Genomic DNA, 25,255 nt, shown 5'->3' on the forward strand with positions numbered 1-25,255 from the left:
AAATATAGGGATAGGGGAAATTATTATGGAAAATTTCGTTTGTACAACGTGTGGCGTGCAGTATGCGGCGAGTGTAGAAGAACCGGTGAGCTGTCATATTTGTGATGAAGAGAGGCAATATGTGAATCCAAAAGGACAATCTTGGACGACACTGGAAAGCTTACAAATTGGTGATACATATAAAAATGAAATAATCGAAGAGGAAGATGGACTTTATAGCATTACAACAAAACCAGGATTTGCGATCGGTCAAACGGCATTTGTGGTGAAAACAGAGTCATATCGTTTACTATGGGACTGTATTACGTATTTAGATGAAACGACAATTGCGAAAATAAAAGAGCTTGGTGGATTAGATGCAATTGCATTGTCTCATCCTCATTATTATTCAACGCAAGTAGAATGGGCAGAGACATTTGATGTACCAATTTATATACATGAAGATGATAAAGAGTGGGTGATGCGTCCGAGTAGTCGTATTATTTATTGGTCTGGTGAGTCTTTACAATTAGCGGATGGGATTACTGTACATCGTCTTGGAGGACATTTTAGTGGTGGTTCTGTATTGCATTGGGAAGAAGGTAATGACGGAAAAGGGATTTTGTTAACAGGTGATATTATTCAAGTTGTAGCAGATGAGCGGTGGGTAAGCTTCATGTACAGCTATCCAAACTTAATTCCACTACCAGCGAGAAAAGTGGAAGAAATGGTGAATCGAGTGAAGCCGTTACAGTTTAATCGTTTATACAACGCTTTTCATCGAGTAGTAAAAGAAAATGCAAATGAGGCAGTTGAACGTTCTGCTGACAGATATATAAAAGCAATAGAAGGAAAGTTGTTTCATACGTAAAAGGAGAGTAGCTTAATGAAAACGTTAGTATGTTTTGGAGATAGTATTACAGCTGATGATGTATTTTTTGATGGGATACCTAGATTAACGCCAAGGTTACAAGTAATGTTTCCTGATTGGAAAGTAGTGAATGCAGGTGTTCCAGGTGATAATACATTCGATGCGTTAAATAGGATTGAAGAAGATGTAATATCATATAAACCAGATTTCGTAACAGTTTTTCTTGGTACGAATGATGCAGTTTCTTTTTCTCAAGTGTCATTACAAGCATATAAAGAAAACTTAGAGAAGATTGTGAACCAAGTTTCATCAGATAAAGTACTACTGATTAGTCCTGCACCAGTTGATGAAGAAAGACAGCATAATAGAACAAATAGAGTGCTTAGTCAGTATGCAGACGTGGTGGAGGAAGTGGTGAGAGAAACAGGAAGTTATTTTCTAAACGTATTCGCTGAAATGATTCAAGAACAGGATTATAAAAGATTTGTAGAAAATGATGAAAAAGATGGACTACACTTTGGGCCAGAAGGTTATGAGTATGTAGCGAAGTTAATTGGTGAAAAGTTAAAAGGGATTTTATAAGGAGCAAAGCACTTAGTGCTTTGCTTTTTCGTATTTCTTTCGTAGTCCATAAACTTATTGATAGCTGTAATTTGGACGGATATTTTGCATTTTTATCCCGCATTAACTGCCCGTAAACGCCCGATTGGTGAGGGCTAATAATCAGTGGGGATGAACAAAAAAACCACTGATTAAAGTTTCACTTTATGTACGTAAAAGGCTAGTGCTGTTTTAAAGTAATATAAATTTATTTTTAAAAATTTATATTTCGTAGTTGAAAATTAATAAGGGTGTAACTATAATAGTTACAGTAAGTTCGTTATTTTGAAATGTACACATTGAATTACAAGAATGAAGGGAGTTTTTATGTAAATCAAAAAGTTATAAAAATCTTTTAATTTTTATAATAAGATAAAATATTTTTCGAGTCATACACATTATTAAATATGTTATTTCTAATAGAAAACTAGAGGTGGAAAAATGAAAAATTTTAAAGGTATGTTAATATCATCACTTGCAATTACAACTTTTGCTGGGATAGGTACGACATTTGTAACAAATACAGTATATGCTGCTAATAACGATTCTAGTAAAATACAAGTTCGTTCTAATAAGAGTATAAATACAACAACTGGCTCGAGATTGCCTGTACTATCAGTCAATCCTTATGATGAACCTAGATTTTCGAGACAGGGATATCTTGAAGAGGCACCTTTAGGAATTAATGCTCCTTATGCTTGGGGAATTAAAGGAGGAAATGGTCAGGGAGCAACTTTTGTAGATTTGGAAGAAGGCTGGTTATTAAATCATGAAGATTTAGTCGGTCAAAATATTGAATTTATGTCTGGAAAAATGAGTAATGATCTTTCTCACGGTACTTCAGTTCTAGGTGTTGTTTCTGCAGCTGACAATGGGATTGGGAATATTGGGATTGCACCAAAAGCAAAGGCAAAAGTAATTTCAGTGATCCGAGATAATGGGAGAATCGATGTAAGAGATGCTATTTTAAGTGCCGTAGATTCTTTACAGGCTGGAGATGTTTTATTAATAGAAGAATCCTTTAAATATGATGGATATGGAGATGACCCTTTACCAGTAGAAGTATACCCGAGTATATTTAACGCAATTCGCAAAGGTACAGATAAAGGCATTATTATTGTAGAAGCAGCTGGTAATGGTGGGATTGATTTAGATGAATTTAAAGACCGTAATGGTAAGCAGATTTTAAATCGAAATAGTCCAGACTTTAAAGATTCAGGAGCTATTATAGTTGGAGCATCTACTGCAAGAGTTCCTCATAAACGTTTAGCTTTCTCTAACTATGGTAGTAGAATTGATGTATATGGTTGGGGAGAGTATGTTGATACATTAGATACATATCAAAATCAAAATAATGAAGGACAAAAAGTTACAGATCAGAACATAATTAATCGTTATACTTCTAATTTTCGTGGTACTTCTAGCGCTTCGCCTATAATTGCTGGGGCTGCTGTATCGATTCAAGGGATTGCTAAAGAACATTTAGGTAAGGCATATACACCAAAAGAATTGAGAGCAATTTTAAGTAATCCAAATACAGGCACAAAGTCTAATAACCCATCATCAGATAAAATAGGGGTTTTACCAGATTTAAGAGCGATTTTGTCTAACCTTGGATTTAATAGTGATTTGACTACCCAAGATTCTATGGTATTTCCAGATAACGTAGAAAAAAATGAAGGAAAAGAAAACTCAACTTTCGTATTTCCAGGTGAAGAAACAAAAAGAACAGGGGATAAAAATTCAACTGTAAACTTCCCAGAAGAAGATTTAAAGCAGGATGAAAAAGAAGAGGGATTAATTGTTTTTCCGGATTAATAAAAAATACTACCTTCCATTTGGAGGTAGTATTTTTTATTTCTTGTAATTAACAAGCAGGTATGAAAGCTGTATTTGTTTATCTTTCATAATGAATTTAACAACAAAATCGAATATTTGACTGTTAATTAAATTTTTCGTCTCAATCAATTACATTAATTAATCTAGAAATGCTTGCTGTAATGCTTTCAGTCCATCGCTGTAAATACCATGAAACAGATTAATTGCCTCTTCATCACTAACCTCAACAGGAGTGAATGTACCAGACCACTCTACTAACGATGTGTTACTTTCAGTACCTTCTTTCACCTGGATTGTAGATAGATAATTAGTGACTGGGAATGGTGCATTCATGATTGAATACGTGTAGTAGCGCTCTTTATCATTGAATACTTCTAAGCGTTCTATAATTGTATCCCCATCCGGATTAGCTAGATGACGTACACGACCGCCTTCAGTTAATTTACTGCTAGGTATATAAGGTAACCAGTCTGGAAGGGAGTTGAAACCTCCGATTAATTGCCACACTTGTTCCGGTGAAGCAAAAATTTCCATAGATGTAGTAGTATGTGCCATATTCATTACGCTCCTTTTCATCTCGGTATTTACGGGTAAATAATCAGTGGGGGATGCTCCCACTGATTAAAGTTTCATTATTATTTTACGTTGATTGGTAGTGGTGCATTAGGTGCTACTAGTTTTTGTTCGCGCATTTCTTCCCAGAATGCAGCTGGAATTACTGTATTTAAGGCATTTTGGTCTTCTACAATTCGTTCCGGTTTACTTGCCCCAGGAACAACAGCAGCAACTGCTGGATTAGCTAGTGAAAATTGTAGTGCAGCAGCTTTGATGCTGATGTCGTGACGATCTGCAAGAGCTTTCATTTTCTCAACTTTTGCAATAATTTCTGGCGATGCTTTTTGATATTCGAAGTGAGCGCCTCCAGCAAGAATACCTGAGCTATATGGGCCACCAACAACAATATCCATATTATGCTTTACAGCTGCAGGCATTACTCGTTGCAATGCACGTTCGTGGTCTAATAATGAATAGCGACCAGCTAATAAGGATATATTTGGTTTCGCTTCTTCTAAATCAAGCATAAGTTCAATAGATTCTACTTTGTTTACTCCAAGCCCCCAGCCCTTAATAACTCCTTCTTCACGTAAACGTGTTAGCGCACGGAATGCTCCTGTTCGAGCTGTTTCAAATTGTGAAATCCACTCATCACCATAAAAGTCTTGTGCTAAATCATGAATGAATACAAAGTCTAGACGATCTGTTTTTAAACGTTTCAAACTTTGCTCGATAGAACGAAGTGTTGCATCTGCGCTATAGTCATTGATCATTTTATTTTTGCGACCAAATTCGAAAAGTCCGCCTTTTTCACCTAAATCACGTGCAGATGGATCTTCTAGTTCATCTGAAATCGTTCGACCTACTTTGGTGCTTAAAAAGTAATCATCACGATTTCTTTTTGACAGTGCTTCACCAAGACGAATTTCTGCTAAACCAGATCCATAAAGTGGAGCTGTATCAAAGTAACGAACGCCATTCTCCCAAGCAGCGTCCACTGTAGCGATTGCTTCTTCCTCTGGGATATTACGGTACATATTTCCTAGTGGTGCTGTACCAAACCCGATTTTTTCTTTTAGTAATTTACTCATTATAGATATCCTCCTAAAATGTATTTAAAAATTAATTCATCATTGTGAATGGATGTGAAAATGAAAACATGTCATTTCATCGTCTGACAAAATGTATGATAAAAATATTCACTTTAAAGTACAGGTAATTTCTAATACTGCATGACTCACTCAACTCTTACAAATGCTATTATGAAATGTATTTTACATAATGAAAAGTACGTACTTTAAAGTGATATAGATACTAAAAAGTAATACAGGTACTTTTTAGTGCCGTACTACTCATCTGCTGTTTACGTATGCTATTATGAAACATGTTTAATACAATAAAAAGTACGTACTTTAAGGTGCTATAGATACTTAAAAGTAATATTTAAATCTTTAGCTTAATGGCCTTATAAAATTAATAAAGGAGATTTTTATATGAAAACATACAATATTCCTGTAGAGGCAACTTTAGAGGTTATCGGTGGAAAGTGGAAAGTAGTTATCCTTTGTCATTTAAAGAAAGACAAAAAGAGAACGTGCGAATTAAAACAATTAATGTCTGGTATTACACAAAAGATGTTAACGCAACAATTACGTGAATTAGAAGAAGATGGTGTAATCGAGAGAAAAGTGTATAACCAAGTGCCACCAAAAGTAGAATACTCTTTAACTGATTACGGTCATTCTTTAGATTCTATACTCGATACTCTTTGTAACTGGGGAGAAAATCATCTTGAAAAGAATGGGAACACATCTATGCTCATTACAGCAGCCGAATAAAAAAGAAAAAACGAACGAGAATACGTTCGTTTTTTCTTTTTTTATAGAGGGAGATTTTTACGCAGCATAATTACTTTTTTGTAATATAGGTACTTTTTTGTGCTGTAGGAACTAAAATGTGCCGTATAGAAAATTATTTATTTTTACGTAACAATAGATAAGGAATTTATAAAAAAGGAGAGGAGATCGCGTGAAACAATATAATATACCTATAGAAGCAACTTTAGAAATTATCGGTGGAAAGTGGAAGGTCGTCATTTTATGTCACTTAACGAAAGGGAAGAAGCGAACGAGTGAGTTGCAACGTTTGATTCCTGAAATTTCTGTTAGAATGTTAACGCAGCAACTACGCGAGCTGGAAGAAGATGGTGTGATTACACGTGAAATTTACAAAGAAATTCCCCCTCGAGTAGAATACTCCCTAACCGATTATGGGTGGTCTTTACAAAATGTATTAAATCAATTAACCGCATGGGGAGAACGATGCATAGATAGAAAAAATACAGAAGTTAAGTGAAATCTCTATATGTAATATTGAAAACACCACCTAATGACGAGGTGGTGTTTTTCGTTTTAAAACTTTAGAAAGTTGTTATGACGAAAAGTAAAATTTTTGAGGACCTGTTTCAGTCATGGGTACTTAAAAGTGCCTACATCACTTTAAAGTACGTACTATGCTTCATAATATAACCGTTTTATAATGACACTCGTAGCAAAAAGTCATAAAGATTTTAAGCTATGTTCAAAAAGACTTATTAACTAGTATAGTTTTTTGTTCAATTTTTTAGTAGGAGATGTTTTTATGGTTGAAGAACTTTTTTATAAAAAAATACTTAAAAATCTGTTTTCAGATTCAGTTCAAATTACACTTTGGAATGGAGAAACAATACAATATGGCGAAGGGGAACCGCAATTTCATATAACATTCCATAAGCCGCTCTCAAAAAAAGAAATTGCTAAGGATCCTTCTATTGCATTCGGTGAAGCATATATGAATGGGGACCTTGAAATAGAGGGGAATCTTGAAAAGGCAATTCAATCTATTTATAAAAGGCAGGATAGCTTTTTAGGAGATAGTAAGTTGCAATATTTCAAAAGTAAATGGAATTTCTCAAAACAAAAAAATAAAGAACATATTGCTCACCATTATGATATTGGGAACGATTTCTATAAATTATGGCTTGATGAGACAATGACATATTCTTGTGCGTATTTCCAAAATGAACAAGATTCTTTAACGACAGCGCAGCATAATAAAGTGAATCATATTTTGAAAAAGTTGAACCTTCAAAAAGGTGATACGCTATTAGACATCGGTTGTGGGTGGGGTGAACTCATTACAGCTGCCGCTAAACAGTACGGTGTGAAAGCGATGGGAGTAACGTTAAGTGAGGAACAATACGCTAAGACTTCCGAGCGAATTAAACAAGAGGGACTTACGGATTTAGTTGAAGTATCTTTACTTGATTACCGCGATATTAAGAATCGTAAATTTGATAAAATTGTTAGTGTAGGTATGATCGAACATGTAGGAAAAGACAACATTACGCAATACTTTGAAACAGTTAACAAACTACTAAATGATGGCGGGATTTCTCTGCTGCATTGCATTACTTCTCCGGCTAATGGTGGTGCTACGAATGGTTGGATTGAAAAATATATATTCCCTGGTGGGTATGTTCCTGCTGTTAACGAATTAATCACGAACATGACAAACGAACAATTTTTCATTGTTGATGTGGAAAGCTTACGTAGACATTACGGGAATACATTACAACATTGGGCTCGAAATTTTGAAAACGTACTAGAGGAAGTTTGCAAAAAGAAAGATGAGCGATTTATCCGCATGTGGCGTTTATATTTAAATGCATGTGCAGCTTCGTTCTTTACAGGTAATATTGATTTACATCAATTTGTATTTACAAAAGGGATTAATGATACAATTCCGATGACACGTTCGTATATGTATGAATAAGAGTATATAACCAATTAGCTCTCAAGTCATTGAGTATAAATAAAATGCTGATAGGATATAAGTCTATAACTTAAAGTCGAGATGGGGATCAGAAAATGATTTCTATCTCGACTTTTTAATATATAATTTTAAAATCAAAACTATATACTTTTAAAGATAAAAATATATAATAAATGTAGAAACGAAAATTTATGAGCAAGGAAGTTGAAGAACATGACATTAACAATGGGCTTTATTGGATTTGGAAAATCAGCTAACCGTTATCACCTACCTTATCTGAAGACACGTAAAAATATAAAAGTAAAAACGATTTTTGTGCGTCGAATAAATGAAGAATTAGCGGCTCCATATGAGGAAAAAGGTGTTTACTTCACTACTGATTTGGACGAATTGTTGAATGACAAAGAAATTCAAGTCGTGACGATTTGTACGCCAGCACATACGCATTATGAATTAGCAAAAAAAGTTATACTAGCCGGAAAATCAGTTATCGTTGAAAAACCATTTTGCGATACAGTAGAACATGCGAAAGAATTATTAGCTTTAGGACGAGAGAAAGGTGTAGTCGTTATGCCTTATCAAAATCGCCGTTTTGATGGTGATTTTTTAGCTGTGAAGCAAGTAGTTGAACAAGGATTCCTTGGTGATATTATTGAGATTGAATCGCATATTGATTATTTCCGTCCTGGTTCAATCACTCATGAAGCTCCAAAAGAAGAAGGTTCATTTTACAGTTTAGGTATTCATACGATGGACCGCATGGTTTCACTATTCGGCCGTCCAGATACGGTGACATACGATATTCGTAATAATGAAATGGAAGGTGCGGTTGATAACTATTTCGATGTTGGTCTACATTACGGAAATCAGTTGAAGATTAAGCTGAAAACGAACCATGTCGTAGCAAAAGATTATCCACGCTTTATCGTTCATGGAACAAATGGATCATTTATTAAATACGGTGAAGATCAGCAGGAAAATGATTTGAAAGCGGGTATTATGCCTGAGAGTGCAGGATTTGGTGAAGATTCACCGATGTACTATGGAGTTGCTAAGTATCGTAATGCAAATGGTGACTGGATTGAAAAACAAATTAAAACGCCGCTTGGTGATTACGGTCGTTTCTATGATGCAGCTTATGACACAATTGTAAATGGTGCACCAAGACTTGTGAAAGATGAAGAAGCGGTAACGAATATTGAAATCTTAGAAAATGGATTTGCTGCCTCATCACCTTCAGTCTACAAACTTGAGGCTTTACATTTGAATGAATAGAAGCGAGTATGCAGTATAAAGGAGGTATGGAAATGGCAAGCGGATCAACACAAGTAAAATACCTCGGCATTTATCAAAAGATTAAACAGCAAATTTTAGACGGTGAATATAAAATCAATGAAAAAATTCCGAGTAGCCCCGTCCTTGCTGAAGAATTTGATGTTTCAGCACTTACTATTAAAAAAGCGCTGGATCTGTTAGTAAGAGACGGCTACATCATCCGCCGGCGCGGAAGTGGAACAGTGGTGCAAGATTGGCGTCAGCAGGAAAAGGCACGAATGATTCAAACTTTAACAGGTACGAAAGCTGTTTACGGCAGTGAGGTAGAAAGTAAAATTATAGAGTTTGCGATTGTTGGTGCTGATGAAGTAGTTGCTGAGAAATTGGGAGTTTCAATCGGTGATTTCGTCTATAAAATCATTCGCCTCCGCATCATTCACAGCATTCCGACGATTATGGAGCATACATGGATGCCAATCTCGGTTATCCCAGGTGTTGAGGCTTCTGTTTTAGAGGAGTCGATATACTCACATATTCAAAATAAACTTGGTTTTGAAGTAGGGACATCTGTTGTCAGAGTTAAAGGAATTCGCCCAGATGATAGGGAAAAGCAGTTTATGAATTTAACAAATCAGGATTTCCTCATGCGAGTTGAACAAGTAGCTTACTTAACGGATGGACGAACTTTTGAATATTCTTATGCAGATCATCTACCGGAAACCTTTGAGTTTGAAACAGTCATTACGGCAAAAAAGTTATAAAGAGTCATAAAAAACAGGTTGAGGTAAATATTGTCTCAATCTGTTTTATGTCTTCAATATAATTTACACGTACAGTTATTATTCATCGGCTGTAATCAGCATGGATGTGTTCCCGTTTTTTTCAAGATGATTTTCTCCCCAAGCACAAAGTGAATCGAGTATAGTTCCTAAAGACGAACCGTAATCCGTTAAAGAGTACTCTACTTTCGGTGGTACTTGGTCATATACTTTCCTTTGGATTACACCATCTTCTTCTAGTTCCCGTAATTGTTGTGTTAACATTTTTTGCGTAATACCAGGCATTAATCGTTTTAATTCACTCGTTCTTTTTGTTCCTTTTTTTAAATGACAAAGGATAACAACTTTCCACTTTCCGCCAATAACTTCTAAAGTCGCCTCTACAGGAATATTGTATGTTTTCATAAAAAAACCTCCTTTGATGAGTTTAGATTTCCGTTTTGGGGTTACATATGTTTTCGTGCCAAAATTATTACTTTTTAGTGCCTATAACACTTTAAAGTGCGTACTTTTTATTATGTTAAATATATTTCATAATAGCACATGTAAACAAGAAATGAATAAAATGTACTTTAAAGTACATTGGGAATTGGTTAGCGTAACACTATGGGGACATTCATATAAAAAAATGATTTGTTACGTTCAATAGAATGTATCCAAGACTTAACATTTGATTAATAGAACTGTAAAGTTTAAAATTACAGTATAGTTTTTAGAAGTGAGTTGTTATCGTCTGTAAAATGTAGATAAATGAAATATTCCCGAAAAAATAATATTATGTGTATTTGATTCTAAACTGTAATTTTTTTTAATACATTTCAATAACCGATATTTAAAATGTACGTTTGATAACATTAAAGGAGTGAGTTAAATATGGTAATTCTATATACAACAGCAAGCTGTGGTTCATGCCGAAAAGCGAAAGCATGGCTTGAAGAATATCAAATTGATTATATTGAAAAAAACATCGTATCAAATTCTATGACAGTTGATGAGCTTAAATCAATTCTTCGTTTAACTGAAGAGGGGGCTACTGAAATTATTTCAACTAGATCCAAAACTTTTCAGGACTTAAATATAAATATTGAGGAGCTCTCGCTTAATGAATTTTATACATTAATAATTGAGCATCCACTAATGTTACGTCGCCCGATTATGCTGGACGAAAAAAGATTGCAGATTGGTTTTAATGAGGAAGAAATCCGCAAATTTTTACCACGTAGCGTCCGAACATTTTTAAGCATTGAATTACAAAAGTTGGCTAATTAAAAAATAATATTTCTTACGGAAAATTTTCTTGAAAGGAGGAAGCAGAAGATGATTGAAGTATGTGTTACAGTTAATTATAATGATAGAAATTATCAAACAAATGTTATTGTGAGTAAAGATACGATTTGGACAAAAATTAAACAACTGGCAGAAGAACAAGTGAAGAAACAGTGGAGTGTTTAATTTTATTTTCAACTTAAAAAGCTAAATGAAGTTATCGGATATAGGTGAGACCGGATAGAATATAAAGGAATTAATTTTTTTATGGTAAGAAGTATTCTATATGTTTTAACGTTCTAACCAATCTGTAATATTTATGGCTACAGTATGTTAATATATGAGAAACAATATTTTTAATCGTAGGAGGAAAATCATGAACAGCGACTTTACCTTGGCCATTCACAGTTTAACTTATTTAGCTTTACAGCCAGACCGGATGTCAACAAGTAATGCTATTTCAGAAAGTGCAGGTGTACATCCAGTACGTATTCGTAAAGTGCTAAGTTTGTTAAAAAAACATAAATTTATACAATCAAAAGAGGGAACTGGTGGAGGTTTTATTTTTGCTCACGATTTAGATGAAATTAATCTTTGGCATATTTATCAGATAACCTCTGAAGGTGCTTTGCAGCCGAAGTGTCCGGAATCAAACAATCAGTGTGTTGTAGGTTCGAACATGCGAAAAGTTCTTTTCGCTATTTTCTTAGGTGCTGAAGAACATCTAGGTGAATACTTAAAGAATTATACAATGAAAGAAGTTGTTGACCTTATCAATCAAGAGCGTTAAGCGGTTTAATTATTATATAGCCGTGAGTTCTTAACACTTAAATGTAATGAAAAATATTACAGTATAATTTGTTTTTATATCTTTTTTATCGTCACAAAAAATATTTATAGGAAGGTGAAACGGTATGATGTCAAATAATAATCATGTTTTAAAAGTAGGAGATTGGGTTCGTGGAATATCAAATGAAGGTGAATTAATAGTTGGTTATATTGTATCACTTGATGATGTAGAGGATATAGTTACAGTTAGTATTGTGAAACGTGACGGCCAGTACACAATAAACGAAGCGATTTTACTCTTTAGTAAACACGTTAACAAACTCCCTGAATCAAAGGTAATAAATAAGGAACAAATCCTTTATCTTATAGATCTTGCATTATTAACAGGGGATGAAGAATGGTTTATCGAGCTTTCTTCAAAATTAAACTCGATAAACGAGCTAGTTAATGGGGGAGTTTAATTTTTTAGCCTATGCCCTAATCAATAATATCCTCTCTTTTGTTGCATCTTAATAAAAGAGAGGATTGATGTTATGAAAATAAGATTAACAATGGTTAGCATCATATGTCTGTTTAGTTTTTTATTACCCTGCATTTCTGCTCAAGCAATTGTAAAAAAGGAAAATGATATAAACAGAAATTTTAGCATAGATTTAACAGGTTATGAACTTTATTCGTTTGGTGACTTTAACCAATTAGATTATAAGATAACGCCACTTACTCAGTTGTTTTTAGGGATAGTGCAAACAGAAGGTGAGTGGATTAATGAGCCACGATTATATACTAAGGGAAATAAAGGTTATTTTCATCTTTTGAAAGCGGACGGTACGAATGTTCTTTATACCGTTGAAAAGAGCGGGGATTTTTGGAGGATTATAGATGTAAAAAGAAAGAAAATCAACAGAATACCTGTACCAAAAAAACTTTTAAAAGAAGTAGTAATTGAGCTCTTATTGGAGCCGATAAGCAAAGAGGTTGAAAACTATTATAAGGAACCAAAACTTTGGTATCGAGGTTCTGAAAAAATACTTGAAATAAAAAAAGATACAACAAACTATACTTTTTATGTAACTGTTCAAATTCAAACTTTTGAGGGTGCACACAATCCGCCTTATGGAGAGGACACAATTACTTTTCTCATAAAAGGAAATGATCTAAAAACGATTCATTACAAACATAGAGATATCTCTGAAGAAGAGTCGAACAAACTAGAATTAAGATGACATTGAAGTGATTTGTTTGTGAATCCTTGATAACGATAATTATGTAAATGAGCTGTCCATATGGGGCAGTTTTTTTGTTTTTTGCTCAGTGTAGTTTTTTAAAAGTGTATATGAATTCAATATTGATAATATATATCCTAAAAATTGGTTTTTGTATTTTGTGAATCTTTTCTTTTTGCCTACATTAATTATTTATTAGAATATCTTTTATGTTTAAAATAAATTTTTTTGATAAAAGGGGATATAAGTATTTTTAGAATGAGTCACCTAGAAAGACAATGTATAATTGTATATTTTTACTAACTAATTTAGCTTTACGCGATAAAAACAATGGCTACATGCTAACTGTAAAATATTATCCATATAAAATTATTCCGCTTTAATATTTCTGAAAATATAAAAATATTAATTTTATAAATATACACGTTATAATGAGGGCGTCGAGAGAAATTTTATTATCTCTGGAGAAAATATAAAAAATGCGATTCTTAGTAAGAAAGGTGTGTGATTAGAGGCGAAATGTATGTAATGTGCTTCAGTGGCTTGTGTAAGCAATATCATCAGTGCTACCGAAGTTATGAAAGTAATGTATAGAATTGAGAAAGAAATGCCTCGCAAATGAAGAGAGGCCGGTTTAGCTAAAATTACTGTTAAAAGTAAAAAAGAGAAACCATTAAAGTAATACACTGTTATTAGAAATGTTGCAACGTATTTATGAAGTCTATTCTATATTGTTCTCTTAAGGGGTCTTTATATAAAGAGCGGATACTTTGAGTAAACTTTTTTGTGAACGCTAACAATTATATTAGGACGCTAACTAGCGAATGTTTCAATTTGGATTCATTATGATGAAGGACATACAATGTGGGGCAACTTGTAAGGAATTCATTTTCCGAAAAGGGAATATTTGTTAGATGCAAAGAGAGATGTAGGAATAGATACAAGGGGGAGTTATTATATGAACGGGAATACTGCAAAGAAAATAGAAGTTCAAGCTGAAAATACCGCACTAAAAAATGAGCAATATGCAGATCCGAAAAAGTGGCATAAGCAGGATACTACATGGGCACTCAGTCTATTTGGAACTGCAATTGGAGCAGGGGTGCTCTTTTTACCGATTAATGCAGGTTCAGGTGGTTTATTATCTTTACTACTAATTACATTACTTGCATATCCAGTTATGTACTACTCACATAGGGCGCTTGCTAAAATGATATACGCTTCTAATTCTGCTGATGAGGGGATCACAGGTACAATTAGAGAGTATTTCGGAAATAAAGCGAGTATCATTTTTAACATCGTATATTTCGGTTCAATTTATACAATCGTACTAATGTATTCGGTTGCGCTTACAAATACTGCAAGTAGTTTTATCGTGCATCAATTGCACATGCCAGAGCCTCCAAGGGCTATTTTATCACTTGTATTAGTTCTTGGTCTTATCGCTATACTGAATTTTGGTCAAGATATTACTGTAAAGATCATGAGTATGCTAGTGTATCCTTTCATAGTTTCTCTACTTTTTATCGCAATATCTTTAATTCCACAGTGGAATACGTCAATGCTTAGTTTTTCAGCTGTTTCAACTGCTTCAACAGGAACAGGCTATTTTGGGACGATATTGATGATTCTACCAATCATCGTATTCTCATTTAATCATTCACCTATGATTTCATCATTTGTTGTGAAACAGAGAGCTACGTATGGAATCGAAGCCACTGATGCTAAATGTGCGCAAATACAAAAGGTTTGTTATATCATGACATTCGCTGTTGTTATGTTCTTCGTTTGGAGTAGCGCATTGAGCTTGACTCCAGATGATATAAAAATGGCAAAAGAACAAAACTTATCAATCCTTTCATATCTTGCTAATGAGCTTAATTCGCCTGTAATCACTATTGCAGCTCCAATTATTGCTTTTGTGGCTATTACAAAGTCTTTCCTTGGCCATTATATAGGAGCATTCGAAGTAATGCGTGACATGATTATTAAGTTCGGTAAATCACGTGGAAAAGATATTGAAGAAAAAACAATTAAGACAATAATCCTTACTTTTGTTGTATTATCATGCTGGTTTGTTGCTTATACAAATCCAAGTATTCTTGGACTTATTGATTCTCTAAGCGGTCCTTTAGTTGCTGCTATCTTATGTCTATTACCGATGTATGCGATTCAAAAAGTACCAGTACTAGCTAAATACAAAGGGAAAATGAGTAACGTATTTGTTATTATTGTAGGTGTACTTACAGTTTTAGCAAGTATTAAGTCATTATTCTAATTCACTACTGTTGGTTTTAGTATCAAAATAGTTGGATCTGAGAAAATAAGGAGCAAGTTTTGAATAGTTTTTTTCAAAACTTGCTCTTAAAATATTCTAAGGAATTAATTTTACAAATAAGTTTATTCATATTAGTCATCTAGCGTTTTGGTCATATACTCATCCAATATTATCAAGACCTAAAACGAAAAATTTTAAATATCAAGCGCCTAACGTATTATATATCCCTAATATGTTAGGCGCTTTTATTTTGGATAATAAATTTTGAACCTAAATTTGAATAGTATATTTCTCTATTTGATGCTTATTTAATATTGTAAAATTTGTATTGAAAATTCGAGGTTTTAAAAGTATCATATACATATTCAAACATTTGAAGATGTATATGATACTTTTTGAAATTGAGGAAAAGTAACGGAGGGATTTCAATGGGAAACGAAATGCAACAATTTAAAGCAGATTTCTTTAAAGCCTTAGCACACCCTTTGCGAATAGGTATCTTAGAATTATTGTCAGAAGGTGAAAAAAGCGTAAACGAAATTCAAGATATTCTAAATAAGGAAGGTTCAGCTATTTCTCAGCAATTAAGTGTACTACGTTCAAAAAACATTGTTGTTGGTAGAAAAGATGGAAAAAGAGTTTTATATTCTTTACGAGACCCTATTATTGTGGATTTATTGGTGGTTGCACGGAAGATTTTTAACAACCATTTAATCGATACGATTTCAATGTTAGAAGAGCTAGATGGAGCAGAAAGTGAAATGATGGCTAAGGAGGGATAGGTTGAGTATTGAGGTTAAGAAAGAAGATATCATCCAACATGGAATTGAAACATTTCGCTCATTAGGAGCTCATTACGTTTGTGAAGTTTGTATAAAAAGTGGAAATTCTTGTTGTTTTTCATGCCAACATTTACAAGATGGAGTTGGATGTCGAAAAAGAAATACTGCTTGTACAGCTTGGTTATGTGGAATTCAAGGTTTTTTATTTGATCAAATAGGATTACTGGATGAATGGAATCGTTTTTGGAGTGAAATTCCAGGACAAATGTTTCGTAGAGATATTACTCCAGATAAGGTAAGGATTAGATCGTTTATTGATACAAAGAAGCTAGATAGTCGAGCCGGAGAACGTTTAGCAGAAAGATTGAAATCCTATGTACAACAAGGTGGAGATATAGGTGAATTGGAGTGTCATTTAAGTAAAACATATAGTAAATATTAGGGTGTTTTTTATTTTTGTGAAAAGGACAATTTTCTGTATAAGGGACCGAGAAATACATTTGTAATCCAGATCTATTAAAAATAGAAAAGAAGGGTTTGTAATGAGAAAGTTATTTACAGGAAGGTTTGAAGGATATTCATTAGCACATTTTCAAAAGGATCTTCTTTCAGGAATGATTGTTGGAGTTGTTGCGATTCCACTTGCTATGTCTTTTGCTATAGCCTCTGGTGTTAAGCCAGAGTATGGGATTTATACAACCTGTATTGCTGGAATATTCATTTCACTGTTTGGTGGTTCGAAGTATCAAATTGGAGGACCTACAGGTGCTTTTGTTCCGATTCTTTTAGGAGTTGTAATTACCTATGGATACGAAAATTTACTACTCGCGGGTTTGTTAGCTGGAATTATTTTATGTCTTATGGGAATCTTCAAACTAGGCTCTTTAATTAAGTTTATTCCACGTCCTGTAACAATTGGTTTTACTTCAGGTATTGCTGTTATTATCTTTACGGGACAAATTGCTAGTTTTTTAGGTTTAACAGGTATAAAAAAGCATGAGGAATTTCTAGCAAATTTGAAGGAACTCTTCACTCATATCAGTACTACCAATTTTTATAGTGTTATAACTGCTTTGATTTGCTTTTTTGTTATACTCATAACACCAAAGATTTTACCAAAAGTACCTGGTTCATTAGTAGGTGTTGTTATTTCAACTGTAATTGCAACTGTATTTTTCTCAGGTCATGTACCTACTATTGGTACAGCATATGGCACGATTCCAAATACACTTCCTCAGTTTGATATACCAGAAATCACATTAGAACGTATAAAACAGTTAATTGGTCCTGCATTTGTTATTGCGATGCTCGGTGGAATTGAGTCGCTTTTATCCGCTGTCGTGGCAGATGGTATGACAAATAGTAAACACAACAGTAACAAAGAGCTTGTCGGTCAGGGGATTGCAAATATTGTTACCCCGTTATTTGGCGGAATTCCAGCGACTGGAGCAATTGCTCGTACAGCGACTAATATTAAGAGTGGGGCTGTATCTCCGATGTCGGGTATTATTCATGGGGGATTTGTGTTATTGACACTTTTACTGTTAGCTCCATATGCTTCACATATTCCTCTTGCTAGTATGGCTCCCATTTTAATGGTGGTAGCTTGGAATATGAGCGAACAAAAACATTTTTATCACATACTCAAAATGAAGACAGGAGATTCCCTTGTATTACTAGTAACATTTTTACTTACTGTATTTACTAGTTTAACAACAGCTGTGGAGATCGGTCTTATTTTAGCTGTTATTTTGTTTACAAAACGTATGAGTAATATGCTTGTTATATCTAAAGTGCTTCCTGATCATACAAAAAAGAATGAAAAATTGTTATCGCATGTGGTAAATAAAGCTCATGATTGTCCACAAATTAGTATTTATACAATAGAAGGCCCATTATTCTTTGGGGCTGCTCAAACATTTGAACAAAATATTTTAGCGACTATTCATTATAAACCTAAAGTTTTAATTTTACGTATGGGAAAAGTTCCTTTTATTGATACCACAGGAGAGTCTTACTTTAGGAATATTGTTCAGCACTTCAAAAAACAAGGTGGCGTACTTCTTATTTCTGGAATTCAATCAGAGCTAAAAGCCAATCTAGATAAGAATGGATTGTACGCTGAGATTGGGAAAGAAAACTTTTTTGATCATACCGGGGAAGCAATTAATTGTGCTTTAGGACATCTGAATACAAAAAAATGTATAGGGTGTAAGCATTTTGCTTTTCATGAGTGTACAGGGCTTTCTCAGCAATCGCAGGAAATCAATACAATAAAGAATAAAGTAAATGCATTAGATTTTTAAAAATTTCACTTCACATACAAAGTTTGTTTGATTTAATCTACTTTTTCATCATTTTATTAAAAAATAGAGAAGAAGAAAGTTTGCTTTGGAGAATGTGGAGAAGATTTTTTACAAGGTGTGAACAAGTAGTTTTTTTATACATTCAACAAATAAGTATCAAACAGTAATAAGAGAATATTTTCCGTATATTTAAACGGAAAAGGGAAATTAAAAATAATATTTATTTAATAGAATACACGAAAACGAGTGGAGGAAATAAAAATATGTCTAATTTACCAAATTGTCCAAAATGTAATTCAGAATACACTTACGAAGATGGGAATCTTTTTGTTTGTCCAGAATGTGCTCATGAGTGGACTTTAGAATTAGAAGCTGAAAATAGTGAAGATACAAAGGTAATTAAAGATGCAAATGGAAATATTTTAAACGATGGTGATTCTGTAACAGTAATTAAAGATCTTAAAGTAAAAGGAACTTCATCAGTTGTAAAAATTGGTACAAAAGTAAAGAGTATCCGATTAGTTGATGGAGATCATGATATTGATTGTAAAATTGATGGTTTTGGAGCTATGAAATTAAAATCTGAATTTGTTAAAAAGGTATAAATACAATTTTGTTACATCAAAATTAGTTTGAAGTTAATGAATATACACTGTTTTTCAGCTGTACCCCGTGCCCAACAACTTAAGAATTTCGAATTACCTTGAAATGATAAAATGAACTTTTGGTTATGATTCAGCAGATTTTTTTGGGGAGTACCATGAAATTTTAGCTTGCTAGCAATATAGTACAGCCGAAATATTTGAAATAGCTATAAGACTATTCTTTCGATGGTATGATGAAAGATGTGGAAAAGGAATAGGTGTCAATCAGACCTCAATATTAACCTTCACTATTAGCAACAAAAAACCACCTCTCATAAAGGTGGTTTTTCAGTATTAATATATTTTAATTAGTCACGTCTAAATGGCCCTTTTGGAGCAATTAGCTCTAAATTAGTACCATCTGGATCGGGGAAGTAGGCAACTCCTGTACCAATTCCAGATTTCTAGCCATCTTCTTGAAAGATAATTGGTTCTCCATATGGGTGCTATCTTATGCCCATCAGGCTAACAAAATGGATTGCCTCTGAAACAAAAAAATGATTTTTATTACTATAAAAAACGTAAAGTATCTGTTTTTAGAAAAAATTAATTTTTATAAATTGATGGAGATATAACTCAATTCTTTTATATATTTAGTTAAATATGATTGTCAGAATAAACTTAAAGTAATTATGATTTCTAGAAATGCGAACTGATGTTTTGAATTGGTTTAAAGTTGCTGGAACAAAATAAAACCAATTGAGCAAAAAAACTTGCAAAAATAAAAAGAGAGATGTATATTAATTGACGTATCAATAATTGATATATCAATTAATTTTTTGACAAGAAAGAAAAGGAACGTTTCATGAAGGGAATGTTCGTAAATATCAGTGGAGAAGAACGCAAAATACTTATTCATGTTCTATTACAGATGCAAAAAAATGTAGAGAATATTAAAGAATAGAGAGTGTAGGGGGCAGAATAGTGTGGAAATAATCGTAGCTATTTTAGTCGGGATCGTAGCATTAGAACATTTGTTTATCATGATCCTTGAAATGTTTTTTATTGATTCAAAAGTAGCGAAACGTGCTTTCAAATTACCGAAGCATTTAGAAGGAGATCGAAACGTAGCCATTATGTTTGCAAACCAAGGTTTATATAATGGATTTTTAGCGGCTGGTCTCATTTGGGGACTTGTACTTGGGCTCAATCCAATTGGTTATATGATCCAATTATTTTTCGTGATTTGTGTGGTGATAGCAGCTATTTTCGGAGGTTTCACATCTAATAAATCAATTATTGTGAAACAAGGACTTCCGGCTGTTTTAGCACTGATTGCCCTTTTATGTATGATATAGAATCAAAGTTTCTCAATAAAAGAACTCATTTTTGAAAAATACGCTATTCTTTCTGTAGAATTATAGGAAAGGATGGCGTTTTTGTATGCCTATTTCTATAAGTAGTGAATTATAACTATTTCCTCAAGGGACTCAACTGCTTTTCAGCTTTTGGATATATTTTCATCCATCTTTGTTTCCTCCTATTGTTGGATAGTGTAATAATTGATAAAAATTTTGATGAAATTGAATTATAACGACTGATCAAAAAAGTTAGTGATTAAAAATATTATTCTTTAGTACATACATTTTTAAGATGTTAAATATATTTCATAATAGTCTCTGTAAGATAGGGATAAATAGAATAGTACTTTAAAGTACCTATAGCACTTTAAAGTGCGTACTTTTTATAACTTTGAATATCATTCATAATAGCACCAGTAAGAAGAAAACAAGCTTTACGGTACTACTAGTTACCAATGATGTTACAGCAGTTTATTTAGAATCAGATTGATTGAAGGGTTGTACTATATGGCCTAATAATTTCGAAAAAATGTCGGTGTGGCATAAAACAATTATGGAGGTTAAAGATATGAGTACTTCAAATTTGAATGAAATAAGTAAACAAATTTTAAAAGAGGAGGAAACACTTCAATTTTCCTCTTTTACAAATGAAGATGCCTTGCAACTAGGTTTATTTATCGTTGAAACAGCAAAGCGAGAAGGAAAATTGATTGCTGTTGATATAACGAAAAATGGTGTGCAATTATTTCATTTCAAGATGACAGGGACAAATGCGGAAAATACGAAATGGATTGAGCGTAAAAAACGAGTCGTTTCCCTGCATGATCGTAGCTCGTATTATATGCAGATACAAAGTGAAATAACTGGAATTTCATATAATGAAAAATATCTTTTAAATACTTCGGAATATGCTGCGTTTGGTGGATGCTTTCCTATCAGAATAAAAAACGTAGGGGTTATTGGAATGATAACAGTTTCCGGATTACCACCAGAAGAAGATCACGAATTGGTAGTAAGAGCAGTTAAAAATCATTTGAACCAATAGTTGTAACTAGTCAATAGATAATTAATTTTAGGGGGCAATACTATGCCATTAATCGAGCTAAATACTTGGCCAACCATGTCAACAGAAGAAAAGAAGGAATTTATTTATAATGTAACGGAACTTACAATAAAACTATTAAAAATTGTCCCTGACAAAATTCAAGTGTTGATAACGGAACTTGAGAAAGAAAACTGGGGGAAAGCTGGGGCTGTAGCAAGTGATGCTACCTTTGCTGAGAAAAGTAGGGTGTCCAATTGGGAGACAAAAGAGTCTTACGATACACCAGGTCGTAACGTTGATGGAATGGCTATTATTAAGATTGATATATGGAATACATTTGATCAAGAGACAAAGGATAAGTGGGTAAACGAACTTACACAAGTAACATTTAAATATACTCATGCACCTTTGGATAAAGTACTAATTCTTATTCGCGAAATGATTCCAGGGAACTGGGGACAAAGTGGTGTAACAGGAGCTAATGCAGATTTCCTTTCCAGAAGTCGTACATTTTAATCGTTAAATAAAAAAGGCAAAAATGAACACATTTCTGTTCGTTTTTGCCTTTTTATTATTTGTCTGTGGTAATGAACATGATCCTTTATATGTTTAAGTAATGTCCTCTAAAGTTACCTCTACGGGAAAAGTGTATTTTTTCATTGATTTCTATTCAATAAAATGTTTCTGTTTATATTATGACTTTTAAATTACTTTAGGCGAGCTAAAGAACTGATTAACAGTATTAAAGTTTGACATAAAATAATGCATTCTATATTATGTATGCTATAGCATGTAAATTGCGATTTATTTGGAGGTGGCATATGGACTTATATGAGTTAACAGGACATCTTGTTCATCATACTGATGTGAAGTTAACAAATTATATAATGTAAGTTTTTAATCACATATTGCATATAAAATTTATCTTTTATATGCTATGGCATATAAATGTCGTCTTTTAACTTGTAACGGCAAAAATTTAAATAATACAGTAGATATATTATGAAACGAGGAGATTTTAGTGATGAAAAAATTCATATTAGCGTTTGATAGAGAACTTGTAATTGCAGAAAAAAAAGACTCAACATGGAGCATCCAATCGCAGTTTGTAGGTGCGAATCCAGTTGCGTTAGCCTTAGATCCATACGACCCAGAAAGAATGTATTGTGGTACTTTTGATAGGGGATTATGGAGAAGCAAAGATGGAGGAAGTTCATGGGAAGCACTTGGTACGTTGCCTTCATTTGGTGAAGTGTTCTCAGCTAATGCTATTCATATGAGAGCTATTACAGCAATTTCTGTATCTCCAGCGAAGGGTGATGACGGTAACGGGATTGTATATGTAGGAACTGAACCGAGCGCAATGTTCGTATCCAAAAATGGAGGAGACAGTTTTGAGTTGCTAACAGATTATCGACAAATGCCATCATATTCATCATGGTTCTTTCCTCAAAGAACATATACACACCATGTAAAACATATTGAAATTGATGCTAATAATCCAGAAACTATTTATACGACTATTGAGGTAGGCGGATTAATTAAAAGTGTAGATGGAGGTAAGACATGGACTGAGGAAAAAGAGGGGAACTATCCTCAAGATATTCACATTCTTAAATCACATCGCAATGCCCCAAATCGTTTATACGGGGTGTTAGGTGATTCATTCTTGAAAGAACCAGGTCAAGAGTATGCGGAGAGTAATGATGGAGGTAAGACTTGGAACTATATGTGTAGTGGGCTAAAGCATCATTACGCATATCAAATGGCAGTTAACCCAAATGATCCAGAAAATATTATCATTGCGACATCTTCAAATCCACACGTAGCGCATGATTACAATAATGGAAATTGTGAATCATTTATTTATAAGAAAGAAAAAAATCAGTCTTGGGCAGAAATGAATGCAGGTTTACCAACTCCTAAAGGGACAATCATACCAGTATTAAAGGCAACAAGTGATGGAACGTTTTATCTGTTTAGCAATAAAGGAGTGTATCAGTCAGTAGACGGTGGTTCAAATTGGACATCATTAGAGATTCCTTGGGAGAATAGATTTATGGAACAACATCCTTATGAGATGTTAATTATTAAATAAGTGACGGGTATAGTTTTTACTACTATTCATTGGTAATGTTTAGTTGAATTTAAATTAAAAATGTAAAAAGCCAGGTAATGTGTTATTCATGCTACCTGGCTTTTTTGACCAGCAATTTAAGGTTATTTTCATATTTGTGTAAATATGAAACAAGCAGGATACATGAATAGAGAATGGGTAAAATAATACCGAATGATCACTAGATTGTATCAATGATGCTATAAGAGTTTTTTTAGGAAAACTGAAGCAAGAAGCAGTGGTTTAGATTCAGAATGACTAGCAATTGGTGTTATGGAGTTCAATGGTTCAAAAATGAACTCATTTCAACTCATATTATCTTCGCAATGTATCATTTTGAAGAATATTAAAACTTAGGAGGAAATGAATTATGACAAAAGATTTCTATACTGCACTGAAAGAAAGACGTACTTACTATGGAATTAACAAAGAGGTACAAGTATCGGATGAAAAAATTAAAGAAATCGTGGAGTTTGCTGTGAAATATACTCCATCAGCTTTCAATTCTCAAACTGCGCGATTAGTTGTATTATTTGGTGAAGCTCATAATAAATTATGGGATATTACAACTGAAACATTAAGAAAAGTAGTTGGAGATGGAGATTTTTCAGGAACGCAACAAAAAATGGATTCCTTTAAAGCTGGTTATGGAACAGTACTATTCTTTGAAGATGAGGCTATCGTTAAATCGCTTCAAGAAAAATTTGCTGCATATGCTGAAAACTTCCCAATTTGGTCACACCAAGCATCAGGTATGCACCAATTAGTCGTGTGGGTAGGATTAGAAGCAGAGGGATTAGGGGCGTCTTTACAACATTATAATCCATTAATTGACGATGAGGTAAAACAAGAATGGAATGTACCTGATAATTGGAAACTAATTGCACAAATGCCATTTGGTAATCCAACAGCTGCCCCAGGTGAAAAAGAATTCCAACCACTTGAAGAGCGTGTGAAATTTCATAAGTAATATTCAAATGTAATAAAGTGAAACTTTAATTAGTAGCGGTCTTACTGTCCGCAAATAGTAGGGGAAGCTAATTGTATTGTAAAAAGCTTATTCGTTCTTTTTATTAATCGAGTATGTATGAATAAAAGGTTTTAAAACACTATTTTAATCTGTAAGGGAACAAGGTGATCGTTTTGACCACCTTCCTTTATTTCTTACATTTTATTTATTAAAAAACGCTAGCTTTTCATAAATGTTTGAAAAACTAGCGTTTTAATTATAGGTATCTGTAATTTGATTACTTAAAACTATATACGAAAAAGCTTTTATGTTATTCCTCAAGTTCTATCCATTCTTGTGACCATTCTTCTATTCCGCGAATAATGGCTTCTAAGGCAAACCCTTTTTGAGTTAAAGAATATTCTATACGAACGGGTGTCTCAGGAAAGACTTTACGTTCGACAATTCCTTCTAGTTCTAATTCTTTCAATCTTTCTGAAAGTAATCTTCCGCTAACAGGAAGAGAAGATTCAAGCGTACAAAAGCGCTGAGGTCCAGAGAAAAGTTGGTAAATAATTAGTGCTGTCCATCGTTGACTAAAAAATTTCATTCCTTTTTCAAAGCGAGGGCATAATGTAGAATCATTCATTTTCCTTCACCTCCTAAAATAAATTATATAACATCTTACTGTTAGTAACAAATGTTTTTATAATTAATTACTTGACGTAAATTAATTACGAATATATACTAACTTACATAAAGTAACTAAGTTGTTTTATGTAAGTTCATTTTTTTCTTTAAATAGCCAAAGTTGTAATGATACATATTGCATATAAGCTGAGAGA

27 protein-coding genes and 1 pseudogene are annotated in these 25,255 nt (G+C 33.4%); 23 read left to right on the top strand and 5 right to left on the bottom strand.

Going from position 1 to position 25,255, the window contains the following annotated elements; genetic code table 11:
* Window positions 1-25 precede the first annotated feature (25 nt).
* From MR170_RS11245 to MR170_RS11255, 3 genes are all read left to right on the top strand, one after another.
* On the top strand, window positions 26-850 hold the full coding sequence (locus tag MR170_RS11245; RefSeq protein WP_242308276.1) for an MBL fold metallo-hydrolase: 825 nt from the start codon (window positions 26-28) through the stop codon (window positions 848-850).
* Window positions 851-865: 15 nt separating this feature from the next.
* A complete protein-coding gene (locus MR170_RS11250) occupies window positions 866-1,432 on the top strand; it encodes an SGNH/GDSL hydrolase family protein (protein ID WP_242308278.1) in 567 nt (188 codons plus the stop codon).
* Between the two features lie 459 nt (window positions 1,433-1,891).
* Window positions 1,892-3,268, top strand: coding sequence for a S8 family peptidase (locus MR170_RS11255; protein ID WP_242308279.1), 1,377 nt, complete (start codon window positions 1,892-1,894; stop codon window positions 3,266-3,268).
* Window positions 3,269-3,427: 159 nt separating this feature from the next.
* Here MR170_RS11255 and MR170_RS11260 read toward each other — a convergent pair whose 3' ends face one another.
* Window positions 3,428-3,844 carry an SRPBCC family protein gene (locus tag MR170_RS11260; protein WP_016080843.1) on the bottom strand — a complete coding sequence of 139 codons (417 nt, stop codon included), beginning with the start codon at window positions 3,842-3,844 and terminating at the stop codon, window positions 3,428-3,430.
* A gap of 80 nt (window positions 3,845-3,924) precedes the next feature.
* The gene (locus tag MR170_RS11265) at window positions 3,925-4,935 is read right to left on the bottom strand and encodes an aldo/keto reductase (RefSeq protein WP_098614892.1); all 1,011 of its coding nucleotides are present in this window, start codon (window positions 4,933-4,935) and stop codon (window positions 3,925-3,927) included.
* Between the two features lie 402 nt (window positions 4,936-5,337).
* Here MR170_RS11265 and MR170_RS11270 point away from each other — a divergent pair, with 402 nt between their 5' ends.
* The 5 genes from MR170_RS11270 to MR170_RS11290 all read left to right on the top strand — a co-directional run bounded on the left by MR170_RS11270 (window position 5,338) and on the right by MR170_RS11290 (window position 9,693).
* Complete coding sequence (locus tag MR170_RS11270) at window positions 5,338-5,682, top strand: winged helix-turn-helix transcriptional regulator (RefSeq protein WP_000860820.1); 345 nt, start codon at window positions 5,338-5,340, stop codon at window positions 5,680-5,682.
* A gap of 190 nt (window positions 5,683-5,872) precedes the next feature.
* Entirely contained in the window at window positions 5,873-6,199 is a 327-nt protein-coding gene (locus tag MR170_RS11275; RefSeq protein ID WP_029442872.1) for a winged helix-turn-helix transcriptional regulator, read from the top strand.
* A 285-nt stretch (window positions 6,200-6,484) separates the two neighbouring features.
* Window positions 6,485-7,657: a cyclopropane-fatty-acyl-phospholipid synthase gene (locus MR170_RS11280; protein WP_242308280.1), complete on the top strand. Its 1,173-nt coding sequence runs from the start codon at window positions 6,485-6,487 to the stop codon at window positions 7,655-7,657.
* A gap of 213 nt (window positions 7,658-7,870) precedes the next feature.
* On the top strand, window positions 7,871-8,932 hold the full coding sequence (locus MR170_RS11285) for an oxidoreductase (protein ID WP_242308281.1): 1,062 nt from the start codon (window positions 7,871-7,873) through the stop codon (window positions 8,930-8,932).
* A 32-nt stretch (window positions 8,933-8,964) separates the two neighbouring features.
* Window positions 8,965-9,693 (top strand): GntR family transcriptional regulator, encoded by a 729-nt coding sequence (locus MR170_RS11290; protein WP_016080849.1) that lies wholly within the window; start codon window positions 8,965-8,967, stop codon window positions 9,691-9,693.
* Window positions 9,694-9,771: 78 nt separating this feature from the next.
* Here MR170_RS11290 and MR170_RS11295 read toward each other — a convergent pair whose 3' ends face one another.
* Window positions 9,772-10,116: a winged helix-turn-helix transcriptional regulator gene (locus MR170_RS11295; protein ID WP_016080850.1), complete on the bottom strand. Its 345-nt coding sequence runs from the start codon at window positions 10,114-10,116 to the stop codon at window positions 9,772-9,774.
* A gap of 468 nt (window positions 10,117-10,584) precedes the next feature.
* On the opposite strand from MR170_RS11295, the gene spxA reads away from it, so the two are divergent.
* From spxA to MR170_RS11345, 10 genes are all read left to right on the top strand, one after another.
* The gene (gene spxA / locus MR170_RS11300; RefSeq protein WP_242308282.1) at window positions 10,585-10,980 is read left to right on the top strand and encodes a transcriptional regulator SpxA; all 396 of its coding nucleotides are present in this window, start codon (window positions 10,585-10,587) and stop codon (window positions 10,978-10,980) included.
* Between the two features lie 48 nt (window positions 10,981-11,028).
* Complete coding sequence (locus MR170_RS11305) at window positions 11,029-11,163, top strand: BA3454 family stress response protein (RefSeq protein WP_000573532.1); 135 nt, start codon at window positions 11,029-11,031, stop codon at window positions 11,161-11,163.
* A gap of 190 nt (window positions 11,164-11,353) precedes the next feature.
* Window positions 11,354-11,767, top strand: coding sequence for an Rrf2-family transcriptional regulator SaiR (gene saiR / locus MR170_RS11310; RefSeq protein ID WP_242308283.1), 414 nt, complete (start codon window positions 11,354-11,356; stop codon window positions 11,765-11,767).
* A 124-nt stretch (window positions 11,768-11,891) separates the two neighbouring features.
* On the top strand, window positions 11,892-12,227 hold the full coding sequence (locus tag MR170_RS11315) for an IDEAL domain-containing protein (RefSeq protein ID WP_000987464.1): 336 nt from the start codon (window positions 11,892-11,894) through the stop codon (window positions 12,225-12,227).
* A 72-nt stretch (window positions 12,228-12,299) separates the two neighbouring features.
* Entirely contained in the window at window positions 12,300-12,989 is a 690-nt protein-coding gene (locus tag MR170_RS11320; protein ID WP_242308284.1) for a DUF3888 domain-containing protein, read from the top strand.
* A gap of 958 nt (window positions 12,990-13,947) precedes the next feature.
* Window positions 13,948-15,267: an aromatic amino acid transport family protein gene (locus tag MR170_RS11325; RefSeq protein WP_016080854.1), complete on the top strand. Its 1,320-nt coding sequence runs from the start codon at window positions 13,948-13,950 to the stop codon at window positions 15,265-15,267.
* Between the two features lie 428 nt (window positions 15,268-15,695).
* Window positions 15,696-16,049 carry an ArsR/SmtB family transcription factor gene (locus MR170_RS11330; protein ID WP_016080855.1) on the top strand — a complete coding sequence of 118 codons (354 nt, stop codon included), beginning with the start codon at window positions 15,696-15,698 and terminating at the stop codon, window positions 16,047-16,049.
* A 1-nt stretch (window position 16,050) separates the two neighbouring features.
* Window positions 16,051-16,491, top strand: coding sequence for a hypothetical protein (locus MR170_RS11335; protein ID WP_000021461.1), 441 nt, complete (start codon window positions 16,051-16,053; stop codon window positions 16,489-16,491).
* A 100-nt stretch (window positions 16,492-16,591) separates the two neighbouring features.
* Entirely contained in the window at window positions 16,592-18,355 is a 1,764-nt protein-coding gene (locus tag MR170_RS11340; protein ID WP_242308285.1) for a SulP family inorganic anion transporter, read from the top strand.
* A 263-nt stretch (window positions 18,356-18,618) separates the two neighbouring features.
* Window positions 18,619-18,960 (top strand): zinc ribbon domain-containing protein YjdM, encoded by a 342-nt coding sequence (locus MR170_RS11345; protein WP_000067658.1) that lies wholly within the window; start codon window positions 18,619-18,621, stop codon window positions 18,958-18,960.
* Between the two features lie 347 nt (window positions 18,961-19,307).
* On the opposite strand, the pseudogene MR170_RS11350 reads toward MR170_RS11345, so the two are convergent.
* A pseudogene (locus MR170_RS11350) lies at window positions 19,308-19,442 on the bottom strand (VOC family protein); the annotation flags it as partial.
* 483 nt (window positions 19,443-19,925) lie between these two features.
* On the opposite strand from MR170_RS11350, the gene MR170_RS11355 reads away from it, so the two are divergent.
* From MR170_RS11355 to MR170_RS11375, 5 genes are all read left to right on the top strand, one after another.
* Entirely contained in the window at window positions 19,926-20,297 is a 372-nt protein-coding gene (locus MR170_RS11355; protein ID WP_043938934.1) for a DUF1304 domain-containing protein, read from the top strand.
* A 532-nt stretch (window positions 20,298-20,829) separates the two neighbouring features.
* Window positions 20,830-21,345 (top strand): heme-degrading domain-containing protein, encoded by a 516-nt coding sequence (locus MR170_RS11360; protein WP_142245131.1) that lies wholly within the window; start codon window positions 20,830-20,832, stop codon window positions 21,343-21,345.
* Between the two features lie 42 nt (window positions 21,346-21,387).
* Window positions 21,388-21,861 carry a tautomerase family protein gene (locus MR170_RS11365; protein ID WP_043938932.1) on the top strand — a complete coding sequence of 158 codons (474 nt, stop codon included), beginning with the start codon at window positions 21,388-21,390 and terminating at the stop codon, window positions 21,859-21,861.
* A 508-nt stretch (window positions 21,862-22,369) separates the two neighbouring features.
* On the top strand, window positions 22,370-23,443 hold the full coding sequence (locus tag MR170_RS11370; RefSeq protein ID WP_242308286.1) for a WD40/YVTN/BNR-like repeat-containing protein: 1,074 nt from the start codon (window positions 22,370-22,372) through the stop codon (window positions 23,441-23,443).
* Window positions 23,444-23,831: 388 nt separating this feature from the next.
* Window positions 23,832-24,431 carry a nitroreductase family protein gene (locus MR170_RS11375; protein ID WP_226603869.1) on the top strand — a complete coding sequence of 200 codons (600 nt, stop codon included), beginning with the start codon at window positions 23,832-23,834 and terminating at the stop codon, window positions 24,429-24,431.
* 310 nt (window positions 24,432-24,741) lie between these two features.
* On the opposite strand, the gene MR170_RS11380 is transcribed toward MR170_RS11375, so the two are convergent.
* Window positions 24,742-25,059, bottom strand: a complete 318-nt coding sequence (locus MR170_RS11380; RefSeq protein ID WP_001000102.1) for a winged helix-turn-helix transcriptional regulator — start codon at window positions 25,057-25,059, stop codon at window positions 24,742-24,744.
* Window positions 25,060-25,255 lie beyond the last annotated feature (196 nt).

Source organism: Bacillus cereus group sp. BfR-BA-01524, assembly GCF_022662595.1.
GTDB lineage: Bacteria > Bacillota > Bacilli > Bacillales > Bacillaceae_G > Bacillus_A > Bacillus_A thuringiensis_S.

Excerpts from the sequence above, each read along its gene's own strand:
- MR170_RS11295 (WP_016080850.1), bottom strand. The coding sequence starts at position 10,116 with ATGAAAACATACAATATTCCTGTAGAGGCGACTTTAGAAGTTATTGGC.
- MR170_RS11370 (WP_242308286.1), top strand. The coding sequence starts at position 22,370 with ATGAAAAAATTCATATTAGCGTTTGATAGAGAACTTGTAATTGCAGAA.
- MR170_RS11325 (WP_016080854.1), top strand. The coding sequence starts at position 13,948 with ATGAACGGGAATACTGCAAAGAAAATAGAAGTTCAAGCTGAAAATACC.
- MR170_RS11245 (WP_242308276.1), top strand. The coding sequence starts at position 26 with ATGGAAAATTTCGTTTGTACAACGTGTGGCGTGCAGTATGCGGCGAGT.
- MR170_RS11285 (WP_242308281.1), top strand. The coding sequence starts at position 7,871 with ATGACATTAACAATGGGCTTTATTGGATTTGGAAAATCAGCTAACCGT.
- MR170_RS11250 (WP_242308278.1), top strand. The coding sequence starts at position 866 with ATGAAAACGTTAGTATGTTTTGGAGATAGTATTACAGCTGATGATGTA.
- MR170_RS11360 (WP_142245131.1), top strand. The coding sequence starts at position 20,830 with ATGTCGGTGTGGCATAAAACAATTATGGAGGTTAAAGATATGAGTACT.
- MR170_RS11345 (WP_000067658.1), top strand. The coding sequence starts at position 18,619 with ATGTCTAATTTACCAAATTGTCCAAAATGTAATTCAGAATACACTTAC.
- MR170_RS11265 (WP_098614892.1), bottom strand. The coding sequence starts at position 4,935 with ATGAGTAAATTACTAAAAGAAAAAATCGGGTTTGGTACAGCACCACTA.
- MR170_RS11330 (WP_016080855.1), top strand. The coding sequence starts at position 15,696 with ATGGGAAACGAAATGCAACAATTTAAAGCAGATTTCTTTAAAGCCTTA.
- saiR (WP_242308283.1), top strand. The coding sequence starts at position 11,354 with ATGAACAGCGACTTTACCTTGGCCATTCACAGTTTAACTTATTTAGCT.
- MR170_RS11270 (WP_000860820.1), top strand. The coding sequence starts at position 5,338 with ATGAAAACATACAATATTCCTGTAGAGGCAACTTTAGAGGTTATCGGT.
- MR170_RS11375 (WP_226603869.1), top strand. The coding sequence starts at position 23,832 with ATGACAAAAGATTTCTATACTGCACTGAAAGAAAGACGTACTTACTAT.
- MR170_RS11255 (WP_242308279.1), top strand. The coding sequence starts at position 1,892 with ATGAAAAATTTTAAAGGTATGTTAATATCATCACTTGCAATTACAACT.
- MR170_RS11315 (WP_000987464.1), top strand. The coding sequence starts at position 11,892 with ATGATGTCAAATAATAATCATGTTTTAAAAGTAGGAGATTGGGTTCGT.
- MR170_RS11340 (WP_242308285.1), top strand. The coding sequence starts at position 16,592 with ATGAGAAAGTTATTTACAGGAAGGTTTGAAGGATATTCATTAGCACAT.
- MR170_RS11305 (WP_000573532.1), top strand. The coding sequence starts at position 11,029 with ATGATTGAAGTATGTGTTACAGTTAATTATAATGATAGAAATTATCAA.
- MR170_RS11290 (WP_016080849.1), top strand. The coding sequence starts at position 8,965 with ATGGCAAGCGGATCAACACAAGTAAAATACCTCGGCATTTATCAAAAG.
- MR170_RS11260 (WP_016080843.1), bottom strand. The coding sequence starts at position 3,844 with ATGGCACATACTACTACATCTATGGAAATTTTTGCTTCACCGGAACAA.
- MR170_RS11280 (WP_242308280.1), top strand. The coding sequence starts at position 6,485 with ATGGTTGAAGAACTTTTTTATAAAAAAATACTTAAAAATCTGTTTTCA.
- spxA (WP_242308282.1), top strand. The coding sequence starts at position 10,585 with ATGGTAATTCTATATACAACAGCAAGCTGTGGTTCATGCCGAAAAGCG.
- MR170_RS11380 (WP_001000102.1), bottom strand. The coding sequence starts at position 25,059 with ATGAATGATTCTACATTATGCCCTCGCTTTGAAAAAGGAATGAAATTT.
- MR170_RS11320 (WP_242308284.1), top strand. The coding sequence starts at position 12,300 with ATGAAAATAAGATTAACAATGGTTAGCATCATATGTCTGTTTAGTTTT.
- MR170_RS11365 (WP_043938932.1), top strand. The coding sequence starts at position 21,388 with ATGCCATTAATCGAGCTAAATACTTGGCCAACCATGTCAACAGAAGAA.